General features: G+C 30.6%; 14 protein-coding genes and 1 pseudogene. 3 read left to right on the plus strand and 12 right to left on the minus strand.

Annotated features, from left to right (window positions below; translation table 11 throughout):
• Positions 1-112 precede the first annotated feature (112 nt).
• The 6 genes and pseudogenes from PQF83_RS08305 to PQF83_RS08335 all read right to left on the minus strand — a co-directional run bounded on the left by PQF83_RS08305 (position 113) and on the right by PQF83_RS08335 (position 7235).
• Positions 113-817 carry an alpha/beta hydrolase gene (locus PQF83_RS08305; RefSeq protein WP_000910325.1) on the minus strand — a complete coding sequence of 235 codons (705 nt, stop codon included), beginning with the start codon at positions 815-817 and terminating at the stop codon, positions 113-115.
• Between the two features lie 281 nt (positions 818-1098).
• Positions 1099-2479 (minus strand): annotated as a pseudogene (locus PQF83_RS28490) (5'-methylthioadenosine/adenosylhomocysteine nucleosidase).
• 19 nt (positions 2480-2498) lie between these two features.
• Positions 2499-3497 carry a phosphotransferase gene (locus PQF83_RS08320; protein WP_000573043.1) on the minus strand — a complete coding sequence of 333 codons (999 nt, stop codon included), beginning with the start codon at positions 3495-3497 and terminating at the stop codon, positions 2499-2501.
• Between the two features lie 15 nt (positions 3498-3512).
• Positions 3513-4265, minus strand: a complete 753-nt coding sequence (locus PQF83_RS08325; RefSeq protein WP_001016402.1) for a WecB/TagA/CpsF family glycosyltransferase — start codon at positions 4263-4265, stop codon at positions 3513-3515.
• A 12-nt stretch (positions 4266-4277) separates the two neighbouring features.
• Complete coding sequence (locus PQF83_RS08330; RefSeq protein WP_000544310.1) at positions 4278-5861, minus strand: M3 family metallopeptidase; 1584 nt, start codon at positions 5859-5861, stop codon at positions 4278-4280.
• A 117-nt stretch (positions 5862-5978) separates the two neighbouring features.
• Entirely contained in the window at positions 5979-7235 is a 1257-nt protein-coding gene (locus tag PQF83_RS08335) for an APC family permease (RefSeq protein WP_000064913.1), read from the minus strand.
• Between the two features lie 142 nt (positions 7236-7377).
• Between PQF83_RS08335 and PQF83_RS08340 the strand changes: the two genes are divergently transcribed.
• The gene (locus tag PQF83_RS08340; protein ID WP_000343324.1) at positions 7378-7812 is read left to right on the plus strand and encodes an Lrp/AsnC family transcriptional regulator; all 435 of its coding nucleotides are present in this window, start codon (positions 7378-7380) and stop codon (positions 7810-7812) included.
• 88 nt (positions 7813-7900) lie between these two features.
• On the opposite strand, the gene PQF83_RS08345 is transcribed toward PQF83_RS08340, so the two are convergent.
• Positions 7901-9172 (minus strand): helix-turn-helix domain-containing protein, encoded by a 1272-nt coding sequence (locus PQF83_RS08345; protein WP_000402339.1) that lies wholly within the window; start codon positions 9170-9172, stop codon positions 7901-7903.
• A 463-nt stretch (positions 9173-9635) separates the two neighbouring features.
• On the opposite strand from PQF83_RS08345, the gene PQF83_RS08350 reads away from it, so the two are divergent.
• Entirely contained in the window at positions 9636-9839 is a 204-nt protein-coding gene (locus PQF83_RS08350; RefSeq protein ID WP_000498065.1) for a hypothetical protein, read from the plus strand.
• A 150-nt stretch (positions 9840-9989) separates the two neighbouring features.
• On the opposite strand, the gene PQF83_RS08355 is transcribed toward PQF83_RS08350, so the two are convergent.
• From PQF83_RS08355 to PQF83_RS08370, 4 genes are all read right to left on the minus strand, one after another.
• Positions 9990-10850, minus strand: a complete 861-nt coding sequence (locus tag PQF83_RS08355) for a DegV family protein (protein ID WP_000538296.1) — start codon at positions 10848-10850, stop codon at positions 9990-9992.
• Positions 10851-11312: 462 nt separating this feature from the next.
• Positions 11313-11765 (minus strand): spore coat protein, encoded by a 453-nt coding sequence (locus PQF83_RS08360; RefSeq protein WP_000361679.1) that lies wholly within the window; start codon positions 11763-11765, stop codon positions 11313-11315.
• Between the two features lie 14 nt (positions 11766-11779).
• Positions 11780-11980, minus strand: a complete 201-nt coding sequence (locus PQF83_RS08365) for a spore coat protein W (RefSeq protein WP_000342253.1) — start codon at positions 11978-11980, stop codon at positions 11780-11782.
• A 370-nt stretch (positions 11981-12350) separates the two neighbouring features.
• On the minus strand, positions 12351-13046 hold the full coding sequence (locus PQF83_RS08370) for a spore coat protein (protein ID WP_196240803.1): 696 nt from the start codon (positions 13044-13046) through the stop codon (positions 12351-12353).
• A gap of 855 nt (positions 13047-13901) precedes the next feature.
• Here PQF83_RS08370 and PQF83_RS08375 point away from each other — a divergent pair.
• Entirely contained in the window at positions 13902-14333 is a 432-nt protein-coding gene (locus tag PQF83_RS08375; RefSeq protein WP_000027225.1) for a GNAT family N-acetyltransferase, read from the plus strand.
• Positions 14334-14835: 502 nt separating this feature from the next.
• On the opposite strand, the gene PQF83_RS08380 is transcribed toward PQF83_RS08375, so the two are convergent.
• Positions 14836-15633: a GNAT family N-acetyltransferase gene (locus tag PQF83_RS08380; protein WP_000638717.1), complete on the minus strand. Its 798-nt coding sequence runs from the start codon at positions 15631-15633 to the stop codon at positions 14836-14838.
• Between the last annotated feature and the right edge of the window lie 33 nt (positions 15634-15666).

Genomic DNA, 15666 nt, shown 5'->3' on the forward strand with positions numbered 1-15666 from the left:
GTAGCTGTTTGCTTAAATGAATAGATTTACATTTATAATGTCTCTCAAATATAATATCAGTTTATAAATTCATCATTCTACTCTAACATTGTTCAAGTTAAGTTATAATTTGTTAATCTATAAGCTTTTGTAACCACAGTTCAAATATCTTTAACTGTTCTTCAGTATGAAAATAATGTTCACCTGTCTCCATGACTTCTAATGCACAACGATGTTTTTTTGTAAAATCGTTAATAATTTCAAATTCACACAGTTCATCCTTAGCTCCGTACATAATATATGTATCTATATTCCATGTATTAATAGGATGTTCTTTTACATAGCATAAATAATCCCAATATAACTTTTGACCAATTGGTGTCTCTATAGTCATTTCTTTTTGCAAAAGTTCTGGTGTTACATTAAACCATTTCATCATATTTTCGATAATTCGTTCCATATTAACTACTGGTGATAAAAATAATGCCTTTTCAATCACATCATTTTGATAGGCTAAAAGGCTAAAATAAGCTCCTATACTACATGCAAACACACTTACTTCTTTCCAATGCTCTTTTGCGTAATTCATAATTATAGATAATTCACTAACACAAAACTGTACTTTGCAAGGAGTATTATCATTTGTTCTTTCTCCATGCTCAGGTAAATCAAAGCTTAATACTTGATAACCTTTTTGATTAGCTTCTTCAGCTAATATTTGAATAACTGCATCTTCCTTATTTGACATATTTCCATGTACTGCAATAAAAACTTTTTCACTTTTATCTCCCCACAAAACCGTGGGAATATTATTAATGTTAAAATTATCTTTAAGCATATTTCCTCCATAGAATAAGTCATATAGTACTTGGCAAAAAACGCACACACTTTATAATCCAAATCAAACCATTACTAATCCATCACAAATGAATACCACTATCTCTACCTCTGTATAACAGAGTCTACTTTGTATTTAACATCTTTCTTTTTCCATTTCTTCAGAAGCCACAAGTACTTATTTTAATTCCCCACTAAGCAATTTACTCCGTTAATGGAAGAAAGATTTTTAAACGACTTTATTATTTTTAGAATGATTATATTGTAATTTAAACAACTTCATTATCTCTGTATAGCAGGCAATATCCCCTTCAACTCCAGTAAATCATCTATTACTATATCAGCTTGGGCAAGTTCATCTTCTTGTGCAAAATCAAAATTACATCCAATCGCAATCAAGCCATTATCTTTAGCTGCGTTTATATCAGATAAACGATCCCCGACTACAGCTGCTTCTTTTATATCATATTTGTTCAAAATACTTTTTACTAAGTCGCTTTTATTAAGTGAGTTTATTTGTTCAATACTAAACGTTTCAGTAACCCATTGATCTAACTCATAATAAGATACGATTGCTTGTAAATATTCAGTTAAACCATTACTAGCAATATAAATTGAACAATTATTTTCTGTTATATATGTAAAAATTTCTTTTACATTCGGATATAAAGCACCTTTTCCGCTCTTAATGTTTTCAATTAATCTTTCTAAAAAATATGCATCTGTTTGTTCTCTTATTTCAAGAGAATGATCCGGTAATAAAGCTTCCCAAACTTTCGGTAAAGGTACACCCATTATTTCACGGTATTTATCAATAGGCGTTACCGTATCCCATAATTGAAGGGATCTTAAGTGATCAAATGTATCATCTAACGATAATTCTAAAATTTTATCTGTTTGAAATAACGTTCCGTCCATATCAAAAATTAATGCTTGTAACATTTCATTCTCTCCTTTTGAATTATAATACAGTTTTACTTGATATATTTTTCAGCATCTCAACGATAATTTCTGAACAATAGTTTGCGGCCGTTTTCGCGAAGTCATCATAAGAAATTTGTGCTTCATCGTCTGCACTGTCAGAAATACATCGCATTACGAGAAACGGTACTTCATTTATGTAGGCAACATGTCCAATTGCTGCACCTTCCATTTCTGTACAATGCGGTGCATATTCATCTATTAATTTCGCTTTTAGGTTTGAATCTTCAACAAAACATTCACCGCTTACGATTCTCCCTTCATGAACTCCAATATGTAAACTACTACTATTGCATGCAGTACGTGCTAACTCCATTAATTTCTTACTTGCGTAAAACTCCTCTTGGAACGGGAATAAGTTTTTCATTTGAGTCTTACTTACATCATGATGAGTTACATTCGTTGAAATAACTATATCGCCAACTTTTACATCTGGATGTAGCCCGCCAGCAACACCTGTATTGATGATAGCATCTACATCAAATTTATGAATTAACGTTTGCGTACATGCGGCTGCATTAACTTTCCCTACACCACATCTTGTAACAATTATTTCTGTTCCCATGAATTCCCCAACGTAAAAAGGCATTCCTGCGATTGTTTGTTCTTCTTGTACAACTAATTTTTCTAAAAGTAAGTCTATTTCAATTTGCATTGCTCCGATAATGCCGATTGTGTTCATATATGTAATCTCCCTTTTCTTATAAATCTGCCAATATACTATGTAATGCACCGTAATTTTTAGCTATCCAATTCATTTCATCCGCGAAACGTGAAGGTGGTACACTATGCTGATCCATATTGGCATGAATCCACCATGTACTCTCCATATACCAAAGCATTTGAATTGCCCGAACAATATTCCCTACTGGAAAGTCTAATTCATTGCGGTACCCTTCTAAAAATGATGCAACAAGACTCTTATTTAAAACCCCATCATGTAAGGAACAAGATATAACCGCACGTCCAATATCCAATTTCACATAATCATAATCCAGACGATCAAAATCAAGAATTGCCGAAACCTTATCGTTATGAAATAAGAAATTATCTACCCATAGATCACGGTGCACCCATCCCTTTTTACTATTATAAAATTGATCTACATTTACCAATTGTGTTGCCTCTTGTTGTAAATTTATATAAGGAAGAATGTGCTCTTTTCCTAGCCTCTCTGCTTCTCTCCTTTTCTCTTCCCAATGTGTCAACCGTTCCTCTTTAGTAGGCGGAACGAATTTAGGGATATCTCCTTCTATTAAAGTGCCGTCATTTAATAATTTATGCATATGACCTATCGTCTGACCAAGAGAGTGGATTTCCTTTTCATTCACCTTTCCTGGTGAGACTAGATTACCTTCTTTATGTTCTAATACTATAAATCTTTCATCAGTTTTTGATATATGCATTACATTATTTTTATAAGTTAACAATTTTGGGCATCTTACACCATTATTATGTAATCTTTGCTGTTGTTGTAATGCTTGCAATAAAGTCAATGGGTCATATAACTTATATCGTTCTTTATTATATTGCTTTAATACAAAGTTCCCTACATCCGTTTCGAGTTTCCACTTTAAGTTTAACCAACCACGATGAATTGGAATTACTTTTTGTATTTTAAATTCAAATAAAGATTCGCACTCTACTTGCAGCTCTTGTAATATCATATTAGCTTTTTCATTAGATAACGACTCTATCATCTTTTTTGTCCTTTCTTAACTTGCTGTTCTTTTCATTCTCTCTACCAAAACTGAAATTAAAAATTTCGGAAGTACAAGTTGTCTCTTAAATCTTTTCGGCTGCGAAAGTAACCTATACAGCCATTCAGTTCCTGTATCCCTCATAATTTTTGGTGCTCTTTTTACAGTACCAGATATTATATCGATCATACCTCCGATACCTATAGATAGTGGAATGTTTAATGTTTGTATGTTTTCATAGATGAATTCTTCTTGTTTTGGTGAACCTAGTCCTACTAGCAGTAAGTGCGGCTTGAATTGCTTTATTTTCATTTTTACTTCTTCTATTTCCTCACCATTTACAAATCCATGCTGTCCTTTAAACTGTGCTCCCGGGAACTGCTCATTTAATTTTTCTAATGCCTTTTTATTACTTTCTGGAGCAGCTCCAAAAAGAAAGACGCGGTATCTATTATCGTTACAATATTTTATTAAATCGTGAGTGATATCTGCCCCAGTGACGCGTTCTTTCAGCGTTCCTTTTAATATTTTCGAGCCAATTATGACACCAATTCCATCCGCTGTTATTAAATCCGCAGATAGTAACATCTTTTTAAACTGTTTAGATTTAGCCGTGCTTTCCTTTGCAGACATCACAATTTCAGGATTTGCAGTTACTACAAATCTTGGTTTCTCTTGTTTTTCATGTAGCCAACCTTTTAATAAACTTATAACTTGTGCATATTCTAAAGTTGAAAAAGGTATTCCCTTTATAAGTTGGTGATTCACTTTACTCTCCCCTTACATAAGTTGCAAATATTCATCAATATCTTTAGAAATTTGTTTAAAAGCTTTATCCCAAAATTCATAGCTTGTTATATTTATTTCAAAATGTTTTTTCATAAGTTCTTCCACTGAATTTTTTCCTGTTTCTCGTAAAAACTCTTTATATTTCAAGTGAAAAGTACTTTTCCTTTCTTTAGCTATTTCTAATAAACTAAAACTAGCTAAATACCCAAATGTGTATGGATAATTATAAAAAGGAACATCTGCTAAATAAAACTGAACATATTTCATCCAAACAAACGGCTGATATTCTGATAATGAATTTCCATATGCTTTTTCTTGCGCTACTATAGATAATTTCTCGATTTGATCAGCACTTAAAGGACTTACTTTACATTTTTCATAAAAGTTCTTCTCAAATTCGAACGATGCTCGAATTGCCATTATATAATTAAAACAGTTTCTTATTTTCCAGCTAAGCAATGACTTTTTTATATCTATACTATCTGTTGTTTGAATTAGATAATTTATAAGCAATGTTTCAAAGAAAATAGACGCTGATTCAGCTGTACTCATTGGCAAATAATCATCTAAAAAAGAAGAGGATTGCTCAAAACTCATATTATAAAAATGCCAAGCATGTCCTAGTTCGTGGGCAAGTATCCTTACACTATCGATACTTCCGTCATAACGCATAGAGATTCGAGATTCTTTTTCACTGAAAAAAGGAGCACAAAATCCACCTGGGGGTTTATTCTCTCTCGGTTCTGCATCTACCCAACCACTTTCTATCGCATGACGTGCAAATTCTGCTAATTCTTCATCTATATTTTTTAATGCATCGTATATGTTTTGTACTGCTACTGAAAAAGGAATACTAACCTCATTATTCTCCTTTACTGTCATAAGTTCATGCCATGTAATCGAAGCTCTACCTTTCTTATACACGTTTAAAGCACTTACTAATTTATCTAGGTTTTCTTCTGTCGCATTCCATATTTGTAATAATACAGTTTCTGAAATACCATTCGCATGAAGGGACCTTGCTAAAATCTCTCTATCTTCTAATTCATTACCCTTTGTATTACGCAATCTTCCTATTTGATTTAATACAGTAGCAAAAATTTCTTTCTCCTTATGCAAAGCACATATTAATGACTCGAATACTTCTAGTCTTTCCTTTTCATTATCACTATTCATTGCAACATGATTTGCTTGTCCAAATGATAATTGCTTATTATTGTGCTCTATTTCTATCCTATTCCTTAATTGTATGTACATATTTTCCCACGCATGTAGTTCATCTTTTATTAGCCTAGTATTATCAGTAATTTCCACTTTACTTTGCTGTATGACTTGCTGCACTTCACTTTTTAGTTCCTTTACTTTCATAGTTAATCTAGTAATGTCAGATGAAACACTTTCTTCAGTCAATCGACAGTACAAATAGTATTCTGCTTTTTCAATAGCTTGTATAAGATTTGAAAGAATCCCTATATCTTTTGTTACAAAAAATTGTTCTTTTAACTCCAATATTGGAGTTAGGATATCTTCATTCGAATACAATGAATCTAAATCCCACTTAGCAATTTCATGCATTTTATAGCCGCCCCCTTTTTTACAAATAGTTACAAATATTCCCCCTTCACAATTATATATGAAACGAAAAAATTTTAATATCTTTAAATATTTAGATTTCTATAATCTCATTCTTATTTATCTTCTGTTACGAAACCGCAAATAGCATAAACATATGAATGATACTGCCAATGGAATAAGTATTACTCCCCCAATAAAAGGATAAACCACTATGCAACATGTAAAAGCTACTACAGAAAAAACTTTTCCTAACTTGTTTTTTATTAATTTCATTCCAGCCGCAGCACCGACTATATATGTAATAATTCCTAATGAGTTTGGTATTAATACGATGTTCTCTATACTAATTTGAAAAACGAAACTTATTAGCAAACCAATTATTGCAATACAACCTACCACTTTTACTGCATTTGTTGGGTTTTCTCTTTTTTCATTAATATGTGCTAAATAACGAGGTGCAATTTCTTCTTTCCCTAGTGAATAACCTAAGCGCCCCATACTTGCAATAAATGCATTTGTCGTCCCTAAACAAATGATAAAAGCTACAAATCCAATTATCCACGCAAATTGGGCACCTAATGTTTGCTTGATTACAAGCACAAGAGCTGTAGTATTATCAGCATTGATATAATAAGATTTCGTTCCAATTACTGATAATGCAATACCTATATATAAAACTCCAATAATAACAATCGCAAATCCCGTAGATAAAATAATATTTCTTTTTCTAGGTGATTTAAATTCAGGAGCTAAACTTGCAATAGCTTCCCAGCCGAAAAAAGACCAAAAAATTAATAAAGATGCCTCTAAAATTGGATTTATTTCATGCATAGAAATATGTACATTTATATTTTTTATTTCAATATAAGGTAGTGAGCTAATAATTGTTATTAGCAAAATAAAGAAAGTTAATACACCTATACATACTTGAAACACTCCACTCATTTTTAACCCATATAAATTGAAACCGATTGAAATACTTAAAATAATAAGCGCTATAACGTAAGAAAAATATGATGATAAAGCAAATACTCTCACTATATACATTCCACCAGTCATTGAGACAACAATTTGCCCAACACTACCTGCAATAAAAAAAGACCAACCTATAATGGCGCCTATATTTTTGCCGAAAGCTTTCTCTGAAAAAGTAGCAATTCCACCAGCACTTGGATATTCAATTGATAAAAAAGCAAATGTGAATGCAAGTGGAATACTAAGTGAAATCATAAAAAGCCACGAAACAATTGCATTCCCTTCTGCTACACTTGCTGTCATACCAGGTAATATAAGAATTCCTGATCCTAAAACCGCTCCGACGTATAAAGCTGTCCCTTTTTTAATAGAAATTGTTTCATTAAAATGATTAGACATTACATACACCTCCATTTATATTTTAATTATAGGAACTTATCAGTCTATTCAATATACAAAAGTGTATGTAATTTAATATAAGATTTTATATTGTGTATTTATTTCAGAAATTTACTTTCAATTTTGTAAAGGAGCATAATTCATGGATGAAATCGATAAAAAAATAACCCTTTTATTACAAGAGGATGCCAGAATGACAATTACAGAAATGACTGATCACCTGCACCTCAGCCGCCCTAGTGTCACAGAAAGACTAAAAAGATTACAAGATGCAGGAATAATTGAAAAGTATACAGCTCGAATATCACTTGATATAATTGGAAAATCAATTCAAGCATTTTTAAGAATCGAAAACTTAAAGATTCCATGCAAAAAATTTGAGGAGAAAATATACGAAGAACAAAGGATTCTTGAATGCCACCGAGTAACAGGTGAAAGTAGCTATTACTTAAAAGTGGCAGTTCACTCTATGAAGGAATTAGAGGAATTGATTGATATTGTTATACCATTTGGAACAGTTAAAACTTCTATGATTTTATCTTCACCAATACCATATCGACCGGTAATTATAGAATAGCAATAAAAGAGGTTATCCAAAAAGTATAAAATACTCTACTCTTTTGGATAACCCTTTACAATTTATAAGAACTTTTAACTAAACTTCTTTATAAATCCATTTTATTTTCAGCTGATATTTTAAAATATTTCGCAGATAATTTATAAGAGCGATTTTCATTATAAAAGTTACCTAATTCATAGGATAATTCAGCAACTAAACGATGTTGGTTTTTTTCTACTCCCACTTCAATTGCCTTTTGCATATTTTTCTCATATTCATAATAATCCCCACGTATTTTGAATACTTTAGCTTTCAAACCATATAGTTGAACATGTGCAATTGGTACATCATAAATTGATAAAAAATGAAATGCTTCATTCATAACCTTATTAACATTTTCCCAATCTTTAAGTTCTATGTAAACCTCCAACATGTTTCGTAACGCATATACTTTTTGATCTTTCTGTGATAAAAATTCACTTAATTCCAAAGTTTTTTCGTAGTATTTAATGGCATTCGCATAGTCTTTCAAACCTTGATAAATTTTCCCGTAATCATAAGAAATTACAGGTAAATACTTTGACTCACCATTAATAGCCAAACTATTTTCTACTTGCTGTAAAATTTCAAGTGCCTTTTCATATAATTCATCCATAATATACAATATTGCAAGCATTAAAAGTGTATTTACTACGTTCTTCTGCATACCATTTTTTCTGTATATGTTGTAAGCTTTTAAGGCATACAAACGACTAATACTTTTATCTTTATAAAGCTCCTTATATACATGACATAAATTATAGTATATATGACCATGTTGTTCAGTTTCTTCTGCTCCAAGTAAACTCTCAGCCTGTACATATATATCATGAGCAGCACTGTAGTCTTGTTTATTATAAAAATATAAACCTCGAGCTTTTAAATAATAAATATAATCTTCAGGATCTTGCATTTCAACCTGACTTGGTATCATTTGCGAAGCTTGAACTATAAGCGACTTCACATATAACATATTTTTTTGCCGGGCATGATAGTATATAAGTACACCATATACCTTTAGTAATAAAGGTATATGGTGTACTTCACGAACGTATAATTCTAACAAAGATAAGTCAGCTTCTGTAATACTTTTATCTTTTTTATATTTATTACATATATTAAAAATAGTAATCTTTATTTCCTCATAATTTCCATTTATAAGATAATCGCTATCTACATCTAACTTCTTAGAAACTTTTTTTATAAAAGAAGATGACGGTTTTATTTTTCCACTTTCTATTCTACTTAAATATGTTATTGAACATATTCCTGATACGAGCTCCCCCTGTGTTAATCCTTTATGCATTCGAACATAGCGAATACGTTCCCCTATTTCCATCTTTCTACTCTCCCTGCTTAACCATTTCTTACTTTTTACCAAATCAGCCATTATGCATTTCTTAATCTTTCATATTAAGAAAATGTATAATTTCACAAATGTAAAAAAATGTCTCACGCATTTTAATTTTACATTCATACTATGATTATTTCTAGATGGCTTGTTAAATTTTATGGTTAAAATTTGGGTTTTTCGTCCATTTTTTTCATGAGATTTTACTACTTGTTATTAACAAAGACAGAGTCATATACTTGAATTACGATAAACTTAATGAAAAGGATTTAACTACATGTAAACTATTATTATTCATTTAAGATAGTTATAGTTCATTACATTTGTCTAGTAGATAGAAGATATCTATTGTAAACAAGAAAATCAAATAAATTTAATAGACGGATTATTAATATCAAATCCTAGAAATTAGTTTGTCGAATTATTTAATAAATACGAAAGGATGATACACATGTTTGTAAGACTTAAAGATGCATCTTCACGAAAAATAGTAAGATATGTTGGAGGCGCTGCTTTACTTTTAATATTCGCTTCTTTCATTTTTCAGTGGAAAAACGACTTAGTAATTGATCAAACTGAACGATTCGGCTTTGGACTAGCGATTATCACTTTCCTATCTACCTTCTTACCTTTTAAAGAGAAAGTTAATAAATAATTACATATAAAGTGAAACTTTAATCAGTGGGGGTTTTGTTCATCCCCCACCTAACTTCTTTGTTTCCGCTGAATTTTGAGGTGGGGGTCTTACTGCCCGTTAAAGCGGGATAAATTAGATTAAAAAAGGATTGATCAAATGATCAATCCTTTACTCTACTTCATTTAAGAAAAACAACGTTATAACGCCAGGTCCTGTATGTGCTCCGATTGCTGCACCAATTGTATTTACGATAAATACTTCACAGCCAAATCTTTCTGTAATTAATGCTTTTAATGCTTCAGCTGTTTCTAAATCGTCACCATGAGTTATACCGATTGTTTGACCTTTAAGTTTTTTTCCACGCTCTTCCATTATATCGACAATTCGGCCAAGTACTTTCTTTTTCCCTCTTACCTTTTCAAGTGGTACAAGTTTTCCTTCTTCCACGTTTAAGATCGGTTTAATGTTTAGTAAACCACCGATAAATCCTGCGACTTTACTTAAACGTCCACCTCTCACTAAGTACTGTAAGTCAGCTACAGTGAAGATATGTTCCATATGGTTCATTAGAAAATCAACACGTTTTAAAATATCTTCTTTTGATGCGCCGTCTTTCGCCATTTTAGCAGCTTCTAAAACAACAAGACCTTGACCAAGCGAAGCACATTTCGTATCAATAATTTCTAAATCTAAGTTAGCATATGTTTCTTTTACTTCCTCTTTAATGAGAACTGATGATTGATATGTACCAGACAGTTCAGATGAAAAAGCTAAATATATACAAGGATTACCTTCTTTTGCATAAGAAACAAATTTTTCTTGGAAAGTTTCAAGTGAAGGCAATGACGTTCTATAAACAGCGCCTTCTCTCATTTTTTGCAATAATGTAACTGACTCTAATGTTACTCCATCTAAATACTCTGTTTCTGATTCATCATAAACACGGAGTGGAATTAAATCAATATCATATGCTTGCAGCAATTCTACTGGTAAATCCGCCGCACTATCCGTAATGATTTTAACACCCATTTTTAAACCTCTATTCTGTTATAAATATAAAATAATAAAATAAAAATAGTACCTTTAAATTATATACGTAAAACTTAAATGAAGAAAGGAAAACACTTTATATTGTATGCACTATTCTTCAAAACTTGAACTGTTAATACAAATGATTCTATTTTAAACACCTTTTTCTTATTATTTTTCTAAAACACGAATAATTTTATAAGTATTTTGTATCATTATATTTTAATTCTTTATCTTAATATAATCTTTTCAAATTCATACTGTTTAAAATTTAAAAGCCAAATCCAATAAAGGAAATGGCTTTTAAATTTTCATAAAATAACCAAACTTCATTTTCCATCACATTGCTCTCATTATTATTTTAGCGATGTTAAATATTAGTCCAGTTATGATTAATATTTATAGCCTGTACTATAATTAAAACAGTAAAAGAATCACTAGATAAAAAACAAGTTAAACACTTTATAAAATATTCAATTTAACTAGTAACGCTAATAAAATTTGGAGAAGAATTTGAACATTTACTGCTATGTCTGTATCAGTAGTCGTAACTGTAACATTTCTAGAATTTCTAATAACAGTTTCTTGTTTATTAATTTGTTTAATAGATGATTTTTGAAACAATTCTTGTGCAACACGATCAGCTTTTTCACTATCTGCTATAGAAATACTTATTATAACCACGATAGCTGCTTGTAATGCCGCTTGAATAGATAACGCAGCTTTTGTATCTGTAGTAGTAACTTCTACATCTGCTGAATCGACAATTGTAATTGATTCTTCAGAAATTTGGTAAGTTTTACTTTCTTGCGCAGCTGCTTCTGAAACACTAGCATTTTTAAAAGATGGATGAGGATTTGAGTAATCTAATGCACTCCATTTTTTATTTTCATCTGAATGACATGTTTTGTCCATACGTTCACCCCCTTTCAATCTAAATAATTATTAACTTGTGATTGTATTTCAGAAACAATACTTTTAATTTGCTGCTTTTTTTCTGGCGATAAATTTTTTAGTTTTTCTTCATTTATCCCATGCCTATTAAAAATATCTGAGAGTAAAAGGTCTATAATTATATTCTTTTGATCCTTATCAAACTTAAAGGAAGAAAATTTGTTTAAATCATCCATTTACAATATTCACTCCAATCAATTTTCTATAAAAATTTCAAATAACTAAGAGCATTATATGTAATTTAATAAAAATTGCTTGGACAAGTAACTTAATCTTCTATTTTCCACTTCTTTTTACTAATAACTTCAAAAAGCTGGCTTCTAATAAGAAGTCAGCTTTCTTTCCTTCACTTCACATAAATATAAGTTTCATTTACTGTTAAATAATGTATTTCAACTTTATTTGTAGTTTTCCACACTTGCTTTTTCATTTATCTTGAATATTAATTCAGTCATAATAAGAAGTCCAAGCTTGTACCATATGTTACAACAAAAAACGTTTACTTAGAGTGAAAACTTATAGCTAAATATCAATAGGATAGACACTTTATAAAATGTTTAGTTTAACTAATAAAGCTAATAAAATTTGAAGGAGAATTTGAATATTCACTGCAATATCTGTATCAGTCGTTGTTACGGTTACGTTTCTGGAATTTTTTATAAATGTTTTTTGTCTATTAATTTGTTTAATAGCTGATTTTTGAAATAATTCTTGTGTTATTTTATCTGCCTTTTCACTATCTGCTATAGAAATACTTACTACAACCACAATAGCTGCTTGTAATGCCGCTTGGATAGATAGCGCAGCTTTTGTATCTGTAGTAGTAACTTGTACATCTGCTGAATCAACTATTTCAATATATTCCTCAGAAATTTGATCGATTTTATCTGTTTGTATAGCTTCCTCTAAAAAATTTGTATTTTTACTAAACGAATAATAATTTAATGATTCGCAATCTTCTTTTTTTGGCTCACAATCCTCTTTTTTTGGCTCACAATCCTCTTTTTTTGGTTCACAATCCTCTTTTTTTGGTTCACAATCCTCTTTTTTTGGCTCACAATCCTCTTTTTTTGGCTCACAATCCTCTTTTTTTGGTTCACAATCCTCTTTTTTTGGTTCACAATCCTCTTTTTTTGGTTCACAATCCTCTTTTTTTAGCTTAGGAGCTCGTTTTTTCGGCTCACAATCCCGATTTAATGGATCTCGGTTTTTCTTTCTTCTACAAACTTCACATTCACACATAAAATCACCCCTTTTAGTCTTAAAAGTTAGCAATATTAAAATATTGACTAACTATTAGCATTTTATGTATTTTTTAAAGATTTGTTTGGACAAGTAACTTAATCTTTTATTTTACTTCTACTTCTTTTTCTAATAAAAGAAAGCTGCCTTCAAATAAGAAGACAGCTTTCTTTGCGACTACTCTGGAATAGATTTCATACAATATAATTGTTCCTTTCTTATAACCTGAACTCGTCACTTTAGTTATAAAAATGTGAGTATATCCTATAACCTTTTTTAGGGATCATCCATAATTTATTTCATAAAAAGTGCTTTATTTTACTGAAAGGTGGTTGCGGAAACAACCGCCTTTTTATTCGGAACAAAATACAAAATAAAACTTTTATATAAAAGGCCCATAATTAAATACACTTAACTTCATATGATATATTGCATCCTTTCTTTTTAGAATGAGTAGTCGTTACTGAAGGGCACTTTTCGAAGTGCTCTTATTTTTAAATCCCTTTTCTTTTTCAGGAGGTTTTTTTTGCTAAATCCTAATACGATTTTTATCACTCAGGCTGGGGATTATTATATTTCCTTACTAGTTCCAATAATATAGTAGCTACACCAATTAAAATAAGCCTATAAACTCTATACGCTTAAATAATAATGCGTTACCAAACACAAGAACTAGTTTTACACTAAATTCACAAGGTTCTTATCCTCTTTTAGTTGAAATTATCATTTCAATACCAGCAAATCTACAACTTCAACTAATAAATTTTGCAAATGTGCTATATCAAGGTTCTTTTGATATAGCATCTTATGTTTTATATAATAAAGATAGTGCTAGTATTCCGAAGGAGGATGTCTATGAGTATCCAAATGGCTACATCTAATGATTTAGAATGGATTAATAATCAATATGACTCAATAGGATTTGTACGAAGTGATTTAAAAAGAGACAAAGTTGCAATTATTACATACAACAATGAGTATGCAGGTGTTGGACGATTAGTCCAAATAGATGAAGATACTTTAGAAATGGGTGGAATTTATATTCTTCCTCAATTTAGAGGGCTACAATTAGCTGGGGATCTTGTTTCATTTTTAGTAGAAACTGCGAAGAAATTACAAGTTCCAAATGTATATTGTCTTCCTTTTGAGGAATTAAAAAACTTTTATAAGAAATATGGCTATACTGAGGTCGATACTCCGAAAGAAGTTGTTCATCCAATTATTCTAGAAAAATATAATTGGTGTTTGGATCATTATGAAAAGCATGTTTTATTATTTAAGTTGTAAAAGTACCTAAAGTGAGTATATATAAATATTAATTATACTTTTCCGCATAGATAATAACCCTAATTTATTTGGTCAACATCAGCTTCTACAAGATATACTATTACTTCTTACGCTGTCTTTTTTCTTAACCTTACTTTTGTATAAATGATTAGTTTGTTTAAAATTACCTTAAATCGTATTCAAATAAACTAATCGAAAGGACAATTCCTATATAATACAATTAAGTAATTAAAAGGAGCGTTATTTATGATAGATGTAATAAGACTCGTTATCTTTACTGTAGTTGCAATTGGTGCCATTATTAACATATACATAGAATTTAAAAAACCTAAAAAAAGTATATTCTCAATCGTTTTTTTATCAGTACTCTTAATTGGATCCTCAGGATTAATTAAAAATATTTTATCTCAACTTTTATAGAAGATTGATTAAAAATCAACCTCCCGTCAATAATGTAAATAACATGATTGTATCTCTCCATTCCCCCTTTGGAGAGGAGCAGTTAGCTTTGGCTAACTGCTCTTTTATTTGAACTATTATCCACAAAATAAGTATCATACGCCTTATCAAAAACATATCCTAGTTTTTCAGCTAGTTTTGCAGATGTAGTATTCGCTGCATCCCAGTTTGGATATATCCCTTTTTCTAAACAGTCCAAGATTAGTGCTGCACTAACTATAGTCGCCAATCCTTTTCTTCTATAATTGTGATCAGTCGCAACTTCAATTTCAATGCCATTATCATAAATGCTATATGATGATGCACCGCATACAACTTCTCCTTTATACAAGATACAATACCCTATACCTCGGTTTATATAATCTTCTACTGATTGAAATTGACTTGTAAAATCTTTAGAGACTTTATGTAATGTAGGGTTATTTACGATATTTTCATCTATTCTTCTTAACTCGTATCCTTTTGGAAGCGCTGATATAAGAGATTGTAATTTTGAACGATCAAAAACTTCTGCATTACGTTTAAATTTATAGCGTAAAAACTTATCTATTTTTCTTTCGTAAAATGTTTCTAGACGCTTTTTCCATTCTACACTATTTACGATGGCTAACATTCTATCAGGAATGTTTCGAAGCAATTCTTCTGTTTCTTTCACCTTTGAATCCCCAGCATAAAATGTAAAGATCCCTACCGTAATTTGCGCTACTGTCGGATTTTCAAGATCATTTACCCAAGCGGTACCCATATGTCCTTGTAAATAAGAAAGTAAAACAACGTTATTGAAATCTTCGAACATAGTAACTAATTTTTCTCTTGTATGTATATTCGCTTCATATATCATTACATTCCTGCTTTCTTTAGAATTAATGTACTT

The organism is Bacillus sp. FF-1 (assembly GCF_028548245.1).
Classification (GTDB): Bacteria; Bacillota; Bacilli; order Bacillales; family Bacillaceae_G; genus Bacillus_A; species Bacillus_A paranthracis.